The following is an 11,742-nucleotide window of genomic DNA, read 5'->3' on the forward strand; positions in this document are numbered from 1 at the left end:
CACCGACAATGAATCATCAGTTATTGCAGACGCGCTTGGGCTATACATTCCGGGATGCCGGGCTGCTTCAGCAAGCCCTGACCCACCGTAGCCATAGCGCGCTGCATAACGAGCGCCTCGAATTTCTGGGCGACTCGATCCTGAACTGCGTCGTCGCCTCGATCCTGTACGAGCGCTATCGCGGCCTGGACGAGGGCGACCTGTCGCGCCTGCGCGCCAATCTCGTCAAGCAGCAGGCGCTGTTCGAAATCGCCCAGAAGCTCGACCTGTCGCAGTTCCTGCGCCTGGGTGAGGGTGAACTGAAATCGGGTGGCTTCCGTCGCCCCTCGATCCTGGCCGACACGCTCGAAGCCCTGCTGGGCGCGATCTTCCTCGATGCCGGGTTCGACAGCGCGCGCGACGTGATCCGTGCCTTTTACATTCCGCTGCTCGATACGGTCGACCCCGGCACGCTGGGCAAGGACGCCAAGACGCTGCTGCAGGAATTTTTGCAGGCCAAGCGGATCGCGCTGCCGACGTATAATGTGGTGGCCACGCACGGCGCTGCGCACAGCCAGGAATTCGAAGTCGAATGCCTGGTGCCCAAATTGAGTGTGCAAGTGTTCGGGCGCGGTGGCAGCCGCCGCGCCGCCGAGCAGGCTGCGGCCAGCCTGGCCCTGGGCGCCGCCCAGAAGGCGCTGGCCAAGTCGCCCGTCAGCCGCAAGGCCAAGCCGCGCACGGCCCAGCTCAAGCTGGCCGGCATCGCCACCAATCAGGGCGGCGCCCCAGACCAATCCTTGGCGCCGGCTGCGGCAAAGCCAGAACAACCAGGAAGCAAAAAAGCATGAACGCCATCCCCGACAATTTCCGCTGCGGCTATATCGCCATCGTTGGCCGTCCAAACGTCGGCAAGTCGACGCTGATGAACGTCCTGATCGGCGCCAAGGTGTCGATCACGTCGCGCAAGGCGCAGACCACCCGCCACCGCATCACCGGCATCCAGACCCGCGACGACGCCCAGTTCATCTACGTCGACACCCCGGGCTTCCAGACCCGGCATGCCAATGCGCTGAACAAGACGCTCAACAAGACCGTCTCGAACACGCTGATCTCGGCCGACGTCGTGCTGTACCTGCTCGAGGCGGGCACGTTCGGTCCGGCCGACCAGCAAGTGCTGGAACTGTTGCCAAAGAACGTGCCGGTGATCCTGGTGCTGAACAAGTCCGACCACGTCAAGGACAAGGCCGTGTTGATGCCGTTCGCGCAAAAGATCGCCGCGATGCGTGAATTTGCCGCTGTCGTGCCGGTCTCGGCCAAGCTGCGCTTCCAGACCGATGCGCTGGAAAACGAGATCAAGAACCACCTGCCGCAGAATGCGCCCGTGTTCGGTCCGGACGACATCACCGACCGCAGCGAAAAGTTCCTTGCCGCCGAGATCGTTCGCGAAAAAGTGTTCCGCCTGTCGGGCGACGAATTGCCGTACACCAGCACCGTGCTGATCGAGCAGTTCCTGCAAGAGGGCAATCTGCGCCGCGTGTTCGCCGCCATCCTGGTCGAGCGCGACACCCATAAATCGATGATCATCGGTAACAAGGGTGCGCGCCTGAAAGAAATCTCGACGCAGTCGCGCCTCGATATGGAAAAACTGTTCGGCGGCCCCGTGTACCTGGAAATCTGGGTCAAGGTCAAATCGGGCTGGGCCGACAACGAAATGGGCCTGCGCGCCTACGGTTACGAGTAAGTTCCCGGAGCGCGCCCACACAGCATGCCGAGCCACGATGACCTGATCGACGACGCGCCCGAGCAGGCGGCGCCACCGCCCGCCAAGCGGACCCGCGCGTCGGGCAGTGCATCGGCCAACGCATCTTCCAGGACCTCGGCGCGTGATGGCCGTGTCATCGGCCAGCCCGGCTTCGTGCTGCACAGCTATCCCTACAAAGAAACCAGCCTGATCATCGACATGTTCACGCGCGATCATGGTCGCGTGGGTGTCGTGGCCAAGGGCGCCAAGCGCCCGTTCTCCAAGCTGCGGGGCGTGCTGCAAACCTTCCAGCCGCTGTCCGTGTCGTGGAGCGGCAAATCCGAACTGCGCACGCTGATCGACGCCGAATGGGTCGGCGGCATGCTCCCGCTGGAGCGCACTGCGCTGCTGTGCGGCTTCTACCTCAACGAACTCCTCGTCAAGCTGCTGGCGCGGGACGACCGCCATCCGGCCCTGTTCGATCACTATGTCTCGACCTTGAACCAGTTGGCGCACGGCGAACCTGCGCAAATTGTCTTGCGAAAATTCGAACGGGCCTTACTTAAGGAGACAGGGGTTGCTGCCGACCTGAGTCGCTGCACGACCACGCGCAGCCGGGTGGAGGTGGGCGGTGACTATGTGGTGGACCCCGAACGCGGCGCCCGCGAGGCTGGTGCCGGCGAAGTCTGGCCAGTGGTGCTGGGCAAGACACTGCTGGACATGGAGCGCGAAGACTATACTGACCCGGCCACGCAGGCGCAGAGCAAGCAATTGATGCGCTTCCTGCTGGCGCACCACCTGGGCGGCCAGCCGCTCAACACGCGCCAGATCCTGATCGACTTGATGCAACTGTAAAACAAGAGCAAACACCATGAGCTTCCTGCAACCCGTTGGCCAGGTGATCGACCTGGGCGTGAACATCGACCACATCGCCACCGTGCGCAATGCACGCGGCACGACTTATCCCGATCCGCTGCGCGGCGCGCTGCTGGCCGAGCAGGCCGGCGCCGACCTGATCACGCTGCACCTGCGTGAAGACCGCCGCCACATCCGCGACGCCGACGTCATCGCGCTGCGCCCGCTGCTGGCCACCCGCATGAACCTGGAAGCGGCCGTCACGCGCGAGATGATCGACTTCGCCTGTCGCGTCAAGCCGCAGGACGTGTGCCTGGTGCCCGAGCGGCGCGAAGAAGTCACGACCGAAGGTGGCCTTGATGTCGTGCGCTACTACAACGAGGTCGAGGCGGCGGTGAAGCAGCTGAAGGACGAGGGCATCCGCGTCTCGCTGTTCATCGATGCCGACGCGCGCCAGATCGAAGCTGCGGCCGCCGTCGGCGCCACCGTGATCGAGCTGCACACGGGCCGCTACGCCGAGGCCACGCCGGACGAAGTCGCGCACGAGCTCGAACGCATCCGCCTGGGCGCGCGTGAAGGCGTCCAGCGCGGCCTGCGCGTGAATGCCGGCCACGGCCTGCACTACACCAACGTCCAGCCGATCGCCGCCATCAAGGACCTGCATGAGCTGAACATCGGCCATGCCATCGTCGGCCACGCCTTGTTTGTGGGCTTCGAAAACGCCGTGCGCGAGATGAAGGCGATCATGGTCGCGGCGCGCCTGGGCACGGCCTATACGAGCGGGACCGAGCCGGCATGATCTACGGCATCGGCACCGACATCGTCCAGATTTCGCGCGTGGAAGCAGCGCTGGCACGCAGCGGCCCACGCTTTGCCGAAAAAGTCCTCGGCCCGGAAGAGCTGGCCAAGTATCACGCCCGCAGCGCCAAGAACGCGGTGCGCGGGCTGCGCTTTTTGGCAACCCGTTTTTCGGCCAAGGAAGCGTTCTCGAAAGCCATCGGCACCGGGATCCGCATGCCGATGACCTGGCGCTCGATGCAGATGCTCAATGCCCCGAGCGGCAAGCCGATGATCGTCTGCAGCGGCGCGCTCGAAGAATTCATGCAGCAGAACCGGCTCAGCGCCCAGGTGTCGATCAGCGACGAAGCCGATTACGGCGTCGCGTTCGTCATCGTCACCCAGGCCCCTGCGCCAGTAGCCTGACCCCTTTTCAAGAGATTCATGTCCGAAGCAAAGCCCGTCGTACCCACCACGTCCACCGACAGCGGTGTCGAACTCACGCCCGAACTGACGGCGCGCCTGGGGCGCGAACGCCTGGCGGAGGCGCGTGAGCAGTCGCGCGCCGAGGCCAACCGCGAACTGAGCCCGAAGGTCGAGCCCGACGTGCGCGCGCAGGTGCTCGCGACCGTCAATCGCCTGCCGGGCCTGCCCGGCGTCTACCGTTATTTCGACGCGGCCGAGAACGTGCTGTACGTCGGCAAGGCGCGCAACCTGAAGAACCGCGTCTCGAGCTATTTCCAGAAGAACCTGTCGAGTCCGCGCATCGCGATGATGGTGTCGCAGATCGCGCGCCTGGAAACGACGATCGTCAGCAGCGAGGCCGAAGCACTGATCCTCGAAAACAACCTGATCAAGTCGCTCAAGCCGCGCTACAACATCCTGTTTCGCGACGATAAATCGTACCCGTACATCAAGATTACGGGCGGCGAGGCGCCGCGCATGGCGTATTACCGCGGCGCGCTCGACAAGCGCAACCAGTACTTCGGCCCGTTTCCAAGCGCCTGGGCCGCCAAAGAGTCGATCCAGCTGCTGCAGCGCGTGTTCATGCTGCGCACCTGTGAAGACAGCGTGTACGCCAACCGCACGCGGCCGTGCCTGCTGCACCAGATCGGCCGCTGCAGCGCGCCGTGCGTCAAGCTGATCGAGCCGGAGCAGTACAAGCTCGACGTCGAGAACGCCGCGCGCTTCCTGCGCGGGCGCCAGAGCGAGGTCATGGCGGACCTGCAGAACAAGATGCAGACCTACGCAATGGACCTGAAGTTCGAGCAGGCGGCCGGTGTGCGCAACCAGATCCAGGCGCTGTCGAAAGTGCTGCACGCGCAGAGCATGGAAACCGTGGGCGACGCCGACGTCGACGTCATTGCCGTCGTGCTGCAGGGTGGGCGCGCCTGCGTCAACCTGGCGATGGTGCGCGGCGGACGGCACCTGGGCGACCGCGCCTACTTCCCGAGCCATGTCGGCGAGTCGCTGGGCGAATGCCCGCTCGACGTCGAGGTGCTGTGCGCGTTCCTGGCACAGCACTACGCGGGCCAGTTCATCCCGGGCACGCTGATCCTGAACGTGGAGTTCGACCAGCCCGAGCTGATCCTGGCGCTCAGCGAGCAATGCGGCCACCGCATCAACCTAGTACTGCAGCCGGGCGGGCAACGCCGCCAGTGGCTCGAGATGGCGCAGAAGGGCGGCGAGATCGCGCTGGCGCGCCTGCTGTCCGAGCAGGGCTCGCAGCAACTGCGCACGCGCGCGCTGGCCGACACGCTGGGGCTGGAGACCGACGATCTCGACGCACTGCGGATCGAATGCTTCGACATCAGCCACACGGCGGGCGAGGCGACGCAGGCGTCGTGCGTCGTGTTCCACCACCACGCGATGCAGAACGGCGAGTACCGCCGCTTCAACATCAACGGCATCACGCCGGGCGACGATTACGCGGCGATGCGGCAGGTGCTGATGCGCCGCTACGAGAAAGTGGCAGCCGAGGTGCTGGCCGGCGCCGGCGTGATGCCCGACATCGTGCTGGTCGACGGCGGCAAGGGCCAGGTCGAGATGGCGCGCCAGGTGTTTACCGAGCTGGGGCTGGACCTGTCGATGATCGTCGGCGTGGCCAAGGGGGAAGGGCGCCGCGTGGGCCTGGAAACCCTGATCTTCGCCGATGGCCGCCCGGCGCAGGAACTGGGCAAGGAATCGGCGGCGCTGATGCTGGTGGCCCTGATCCGCGACGAGGCGCACCGCTTCGCCATCACCGGCATGCGCGCCAAGCGCGCCAAGGCGCGCCAGGCGTCGCGCCTGGAAGAGATCGAAGGTATCGGTGCCAAACGCCGCCAGCGCCTTCTGGCGCGCTTTGGTGGCCTGCGCGGGGTCATCGATGCCAGTGTCGAAGACCTGATGACGGTCGAGGGCATTTCGAGCGCCCTGGCCGAAGAAATTTACCGGCAATTGCACTGAAGATCGGCAGAGACCTGCGGTGCCCCATGGCGCCGCCAATCTCTGCACCCGGTGTCAACCGGCACCGTGCCACAGCCGTTGAGCTTGCACGCACCGCAGCGTCCGCTGTTCGTCGACATTACCGACGAGTCAACTGGCCCAAACCCCCTTAGCCATGTAGACTTACGGCCAAGCATTTTCCACGGTAATCAGCTCCCCCATGCCTTTAAATATCCCGATTCTCCTGACCTGGTTACGTGTCGCCCTGATTCCGCTGGTGGTCGGATTGTTCTATCTTCCCTCTGACTGGATGAGCATGACGGACCGTAATCTGGCCGCCACATCCGTCTTCATCGTGGCCGCCATCACCGACTGGTTCGACGGTTTCCTGGCCCGCCGCTGGAACGAAACCTCGGCCTTCGGCGCCTTTCTTGACCCGGTCGCCGACAAGCTGATGGTGGCCGTGGCGCTGCTCGTGCTGGTCCAGCTCGACCGCGTTGACGCGATCATCGCCGGCATCATCATCGGGCGCGAAATCACGATCTCGGCGCTGCGCGAATGGATGGCCCAGATCGGCGCCACGCGCTCGGTCGCAGTCAGCTCGATCGGCAAGATCAAGACGGCCGCCCAGATGACGGCGATCCCGATGCTGCTGTTCCACGACCGCCTGTTCGGCATCGATATCCACTTCTGGGGCGAGTACCTGCTGTGGATCGCGGGTGTGCTGACCGTGTGGTCGATGTTCTACTACCTGCGCCGCGCCTGGCCCCTGATCAAGGAAAAAGCGGGCCCGATTTAATTAGTTTCCGGGCATCCTTGACGTACGGAATAGAATCTCTATAATGCCTGCCTGTTGCGACAACAACGCGACAGATTGAAAGACGAAGCGGGAGTAGCTCAGTTGGTAGAGCGCAACCTTGCCAAGGTTGAGGTCGAGAGTTCGAGCCTCTTCTCCCGCTCCAAAGATTGCAAAGTTGGCACGCGATCTTGGAAAAACGTCTGAAACCTGTCATAATCGTTGTTCTGTACGCGGGAGTAGCTCAGTTGGTAGAGCGCAACCTTGCCAAGGTTGAGGTCGAGAGTTCGAGCCTCTTCTCCCGCTCCAGTTTCGGCTGGTTGTTGCAGAACGTAGCATTGGCGTAGTAAAGCAGTAGATGTGATCAGTAATTGCATGGCTCTAAGCGGGAGTAGCTCAGTTGGTAGAGCGCAACCTTGCCAAGGTTGAGGTCGAGAGTTCGAGCCTCTTCTCCCGCTCCAGTGTCCTGCAAATGGCGTAGTAATGTAGTACCCCCCAGCGGGAGTAGCTCAGTTGGTAGAGCGCAACCTTGCCAAGGTTGAGGTCGAGAGTTCGAGCCTCTTCTCCCGCTCCAGAATTCCAGGAAGATCTATTCTTCCCTTGTCGATGCGGTGCATAACCGCCCGCATCACGAGCGCATCAAATCCTCTGGCGAGGTAGCAAAGCGGTTATGCAGCGGCCTGCAAAGCCGTCTAGGTCGGTTCGACTCCGATCCTCGCCTCCAGAACGCATCGCACGGGCCCTTTCAGGGCCCGTTTTGCGTTTGCGCAGACGATACTGTCGATATCCTCGCGACCCAGCACCTCAGCCACAGAGCGGCGGCTGATACCCACGCAACTGCACAGCGGCCAGCGGCCGGATCCTGACGCCGCACCGGTGCGACGAGATGATGGCCGCCAGTGCCGACAAGACCTCACGTCCGATGCCGTGGTCACCGTCATCGACGCGCGGCGACACGTGATGCAGCGCGCTGAGAATGCAGGCATTCTCGGCCCGGTGCTCCGCCAGTCCGGCATACCGGACCTCTTCCATCACACGCTCTTCATCCCGGAAGGCCGTTTCGGTCCCTGCCACCAGGTCGGTCCAGCCGGCTGCGAAGGAGGCTTCCGGCTGCGCCGCCAGCGCGTCGATTTGGCGGCACAATTGAGTGTGCGTGTGCCGAAGGGCAGTACCGAGCGCGTGCGCCGCTTCGTCGGCAGTGAGGCTTTGCATAATGGCTCCTTGGCCGGGTGGGAACACGAAGAATGTCTTCGGGTGCGACTAGTCGCAGGCGACCAGCGCGACGCCGGTGCTGCTGTCGGAGACCGTGTGTGACTAGTGGCTTGTCAGCACGGGCACGACCGTACCGGCCAGCACGGTTTCAGTGACGCCGCCCAGCACCAGCTCGCGGAAGCGCGAATGGCCGAAGTTGCCCATGACGATCAGGTCGTGCGCCCCGGTTGCGGCCAGCCCGAGCAGCGCCTCGCCGATGGTGCCGGTTGGTGCCGGCGCTGGCGTCAGAATCTCGACGTCGATGCCGTGACTGGTCAGGTAGGTGGCAAGCTGGGTGCCCGCCTGGACTTGAGAGCCACTGTATTTCTGCGGGTGAAAGCACACTGCCGTCACGCTGCCCGCGCGCCGCAGCAGCGGCAGGGCGGCGCGCACGGCCCGGCTTGCTTCCATGCTGCCGTCCCAAGCGATCAAAGGCCGGACCGGCACTTTGGTGACCGCGGTCGTGGACGGCACCACCATCACCGGGCAGGGAGCATGGATGAGGATAGTGCGCGCCAGCGAGTAATCGTCGGCCAGGATCGCATCAGGGTGGGTGACCTGGCCAATCAGCAGCAGATCGCAATAGCGCGCCTCCAGCGGCAAGGCACGGATGGCTGATTCATCGCTGAGCTTGCTTTGTAACGGTATGACGCCTGCGGCGCGCACGGCGTGCTCGAAGTCCGTCAGCGTGCGTTTCGCGTTGTCGGTCAGGAAGTTATAGTCGTCGGGGCCGATGGGCGCAATGCCAGCGGCGGCGCTGCAACGGACGATGAATTCGATCGCGCCCGAGAGGGCGATGCCGGTCAGGCGCGTTCCTTCAGCCAGCGCGATCGCCGCTGCCAGCCGGTAGCGTGCTTGCGCCAGTTCTGGCTGGCACGCGTGGACGAGAATCGATTGGTAGGACATGGCTTTCCCCTCGGTGGGTGACGTGGCGAACACGGTCGGGCGGGCCGAATAATGCCTGCCTGTCAGGGCGTGATCGCCACCTTCAGCACGCCGTCGCGCTGGTTGGCAAACAGGTCGTACGCTTCTTCGATCTGCTCGAGCCGGAAGCGGTGTGTGATCATCGGTTGCAGGTCGAGGCGGCCGGAGGCAACGATGGCCATCAGACGGCGCATGCGCTCCTTGCCGCCGGGGCACAGCGTGGTCACCAGCGACTGGTCGGCCAGCCCGGCCGCAAAGGCGTCGATTGGCAGCGACAGCTTGCCGGAGTACACGCCCAGGCTCGACAAGGTGCCGCCCGGCTTGAGGGCGCGCAGGCAATTTTCGAACGTCTGCTGGGTGCCGAGCGCCTCGATCGCAACATCGACGCCCTGGCCGCCGGTCAGCCGCAGGATTTCGCTGACCGGGTCCGTTTCGCGGTAATCGATGGTGTGATCGGCCCCCAGCTGCCGGGCCATCTTCAGGCGCTCCGGGACGGCGTCGACAGCGATGATGCAACTGGCGCCGCGCAGCCGTGCGCCGGCGGTGGCGCACAGGCCGATGGGGCCCTGCGCGAAAATAGCGACCGTATCGCCCAGCCGGATGCCGCCGTGTTCGGCGCCACCAAACCCGGTACTCATGATGTCGGGGCACATCAGTACCTGCTCATCGGTCAGGCCGTCGGGAATCGGCGCCAGGTTGGCCATCGCGAACGGCACTTTCAGATACTCGGCCTGGCAGCCATCGATCGTGTTGCCGAAGCGCCAGCCGCCGATGGCGTGGCCGCCGCACTGTGACTGGCGCCCGTCCAGGCAGGTATGGCACTGGCCACACGGCGTGATGGCGCCCACGACCACGCGCTGGCCAATCTGGTAGCCGGTCACGCCGGGGCCCAGTTCGTGGATCGTGCCAACCGGCTCGTGCCCGATCGTCAGGCCCGGCTTGACGGGATACTCGCCCTTCAGGATATGGACGTCGGTGCCGCAGATCGTTGTCAACGTGATTTTGATGACGGCTTCGCCGGGCCCGGCGAGCGGAACGGGCTTGCGGTCCAGGATGATGCGGCCGGGGCCGGTAAAGACTGCTGCGTTCATCATGTTCATGACAACCTCCGGTGTCTTCGTGCTTGCTGTCGCGCTGCCGGCAACGACGTGCCGATCTGTCGTGTTGTTCGCAAGGATGACGGGGAGGGGCTGCCAAATCCATGACGTGCATCAAAACCGTCAGCGTGCCATGGCGCTGCGGCCAGTCACACCATCGGACTGCAGGGCGAGAAGCCGCTTGCCATCTCGGCAATCCGTTGTGGATCGGTCAGCACCACGGCGCGCTTGTCGACCGTGATCAGCCCCAGCTTGGTAAAACGGCCCAGCAGGCGGCTGATGCTTTCGATGGTCAGGCCAAGATAGCTGCCGATGTCTTCACGCGACATGCGCAGCTGAAATTGCGCGGGAGAATAGCCGCGCGCCGCGTAGGCCGCTCCCATGTCGGCCAGGAATGTCGCCATCCGCTGCTCCGCCCGCATATGGCCAAGCAACAGCATCAGATGCTGTTCGCGGTTGATTTCGCAGCTCATCAAGCGGTAAAAGCGGCGATGCAGGCCGGGAATGTCCTCGAACAGGCGTTCGAGCGCCGCGAACGGCAGTTCGCACACGATGCTGTCTTCGAGTGCGATGGCGTCGGACTGGTGGATGCCCGTGCCCACGGCTTCGAGCCCCAGCAGTTCACCGGCCATCGGGAAGCCCGTGATCTGGTCGCCCGCAGGACCGGGCCGGCGGATCTTGAAGAAGCCGCAGCGCAGCGCGTACAGGCTGCGCAGTGGCTGGCCGGTGCGGTACAGTGTGTCGCCGGCCGCAATGCGGCGATGCTGGCCAACCAGGCGATCGAACCGCATCTTGCTGCCCGAGTCCAGGCCGGTGGACAGACACAGGCCACCGGTGTTGCAGTCGCCGCACTGGCCCTTCATGACTGTTAGCAAACCGGGTGGGGCCGGGCCGGGGGATACGCGTAACGGTGCATTCATGGTGGTAGTACCTCATGGTGGTATTGCTTTCCGCCTGCCGTGGTGGCGACGGAAACATGGATGGGGCGCGCGCCACCGCGTGCTGCACGCTTGGCGGCATACATCGCGGCGTCGGCATGGGCAATCAGTTGCGCCGGCGTGGTGCCATCACGTGGAAACACGGCGACGCCGATACTGGCTGACACGCAGATTGCCTTGCCATCGATGACGATCGGCGCCCGCGCGGCAACGGCCACGCGGGCGAGCAGGGCGGCCAGCAGCGCGTCGTCGTGCATGCCGGGCAGTGCGGCGACGAACTCGTCGCCGCCAAAGCGCGCCAGCGTGTCCGACCCGCGCAGCGCAGCGCGCAGGTTCTGGGCGATGCTGGCCAGCAGGCGGTCGCCGGCCGGATGACCCATGGTGTCATTGACCTGTTTGAAACCGTCGAGGTCGATAAAGGCGAGCGCCACACTGGACGAGGCTTCACGCGCGCATGCCAGCAGCTGCTCGAGCCGCTCGCCAAGCAGGACGCGGTTGGGCAGGCCGGTCAGGGCGTCGTAGTTGGCGCGCTCTTCGAGACGGCGGCGCTGCATGCTGGCGCTGGTCACATCGGCGAACATGGCGATGTAGTGGTGCGGCTTGCCGTCTGCGCCCGGGACCGCAACGATCGTCAGGCGTTCGGCAAACAGGGTGCCATCCTTGCGCCGGTTCCAGGCTTCGCCCTGCCAGTAGCCCTGGCTGGTGATCGCTTGCCACATGCGGGCATAGAATGCCTGGTCTTGCACGCCCGACTTGAGGATGCGCGGATTCTTGCCGCACACGTCATCTTCGGTGTACCCGGTGATGGTGCAAAATGCGCGGTTGACGGCCAGGATCGCGCCATCCAGGGCCGTGATCATGATGGCGTCGCGGCTGTGGTGGAATACGGACGCTGCCAGTTCCCCGGCAGTGCTGACGCAAGCTGGTTGGGTGGCTGGCGTGGATGTCATGACGTTCCGG

The 11,742-nt window shown here is 64.5% G+C and carries 12 protein-coding genes and 5 tRNA genes; 12 read left to right on the forward strand and 5 right to left on the reverse strand.

The genetic code is table 11. From position 1 onward, the window contains the following. Nucleotides 1-8 precede the first annotated feature (8 nt). The 12 genes from rnc (at nt 9) to HD842_RS23170 (ending at nt 7,296) form a co-directional block, all read left to right on the forward strand. On the forward strand, nt 9-827 hold the full coding sequence (rnc, locus tag HD842_RS23115; RefSeq protein ID WP_183558245.1) for a ribonuclease III: 819 nt from the start codon (nt 9-11) through the stop codon (nt 825-827). Then, complete coding sequence (era, locus tag HD842_RS23120; RefSeq protein ID WP_183558249.1) at nt 824-1,720, forward strand: GTPase Era; 897 nt, start codon at nt 824-826, stop codon at nt 1,718-1,720. The genes rnc and era overlap by 4 nt, the downstream gene beginning before the upstream one ends. 24 nt (nt 1,721-1,744) lie before the next feature. Further along, nucleotides 1,745-2,575, forward strand: a complete 831-nt coding sequence (recO, locus tag HD842_RS23125; RefSeq protein WP_183558252.1) for a DNA repair protein RecO — start codon at nt 1,745-1,747, stop codon at nt 2,573-2,575. 16 nt (nt 2,576-2,591) lie between these two features. Beyond that, entirely contained in the window at nt 2,592-3,374 is a 783-nt protein-coding gene (pdxJ, locus tag HD842_RS23130; RefSeq protein WP_183558255.1) for a pyridoxine 5'-phosphate synthase, read from the forward strand. Then, nucleotides 3,371-3,778: a holo-ACP synthase gene (acpS, locus tag HD842_RS23135; protein ID WP_183558258.1), complete on the forward strand. Its 408-nt coding sequence runs from the start codon at nt 3,371-3,373 to the stop codon at nt 3,776-3,778. The genes pdxJ and acpS overlap by 4 nt, the downstream gene beginning before the upstream one ends. A gap of 18 nt (nt 3,779-3,796) precedes the next feature. Continuing rightward, nucleotides 3,797-5,797 carry an excinuclease ABC subunit UvrC gene (uvrC, locus tag HD842_RS23140; protein ID WP_229424895.1) on the forward strand — a complete coding sequence of 667 codons (2,001 nt, stop codon included), beginning with the start codon at nt 3,797-3,799 and terminating at the stop codon, nt 5,795-5,797. Between the two features lie 199 nt (nt 5,798-5,996). Beyond that, a complete protein-coding gene (pgsA, locus tag HD842_RS23145; protein ID WP_183558261.1) occupies nt 5,997-6,575 on the forward strand; it encodes a CDP-diacylglycerol--glycerol-3-phosphate 3-phosphatidyltransferase in 579 nt (192 codons plus the stop codon). An 87-nt stretch (nt 6,576-6,662) separates the two neighbouring features. Then, nucleotides 6,663-6,738, forward strand: a tRNA-Gly gene (locus HD842_RS23150). Between the two features lie 67 nt (nt 6,739-6,805). After that, nucleotides 6,806-6,881 (forward strand) — tRNA-Gly (locus tag HD842_RS23155). Nucleotides 6,882-6,957: 76 nt separating this feature from the next. After that, nucleotides 6,958-7,033: transfer RNA gene (locus HD842_RS23160), tRNA-Gly, on the forward strand. Nucleotides 7,034-7,070: 37 nt separating this feature from the next. Continuing rightward, nucleotides 7,071-7,146: transfer RNA gene (locus HD842_RS23165), tRNA-Gly, on the forward strand. 76 nt (nt 7,147-7,222) lie between these two features. After that, nucleotides 7,223-7,296 (forward strand) — tRNA-Cys (locus HD842_RS23170). An 80-nt stretch (nt 7,297-7,376) separates the two neighbouring features. On the opposite strand, the gene HD842_RS23175 is transcribed toward HD842_RS23170, so the two are convergent. The 5 genes from HD842_RS23175 to HD842_RS23195 form a co-directional block, all read right to left on the reverse strand. Then, complete coding sequence (locus tag HD842_RS23175; protein ID WP_183558264.1) at nt 7,377-7,784, reverse strand: hemerythrin domain-containing protein; 408 nt, start codon at nt 7,782-7,784, stop codon at nt 7,377-7,379. 102 nt (nt 7,785-7,886) lie between these two features. After that, the gene (locus tag HD842_RS23180; RefSeq protein ID WP_183558267.1) at nt 7,887-8,729 is read right to left on the reverse strand and encodes a universal stress protein; all 843 of its coding nucleotides are present in this window, start codon (nt 8,727-8,729) and stop codon (nt 7,887-7,889) included. Between the two features lie 62 nt (nt 8,730-8,791). Further along, complete coding sequence (locus HD842_RS23185; RefSeq protein ID WP_183558270.1) at nt 8,792-9,847, reverse strand: NAD(P)-dependent alcohol dehydrogenase; 1,056 nt, start codon at nt 9,845-9,847, stop codon at nt 8,792-8,794. A 146-nt stretch (nt 9,848-9,993) separates the two neighbouring features. After that, on the reverse strand, nt 9,994-10,764 hold the full coding sequence (locus HD842_RS23190) for a helix-turn-helix domain-containing protein (protein WP_229424896.1): 771 nt from the start codon (nt 10,762-10,764) through the stop codon (nt 9,994-9,996). Beyond that, entirely contained in the window at nt 10,761-11,732 is a 972-nt protein-coding gene (locus tag HD842_RS23195; protein WP_183558287.1) for a diguanylate cyclase domain-containing protein, read from the reverse strand. Before HD842_RS23195 ends, HD842_RS23190 begins: the two co-directional genes overlap by 4 nt. Nucleotides 11,733-11,742: the final 10 nt, after the last annotated feature.

The organism is Massilia aurea (genome assembly GCF_014200505.1).
GTDB lineage: Bacteria > Pseudomonadota > Gammaproteobacteria > Burkholderiales > Burkholderiaceae_D > Telluria > Telluria aurea_B.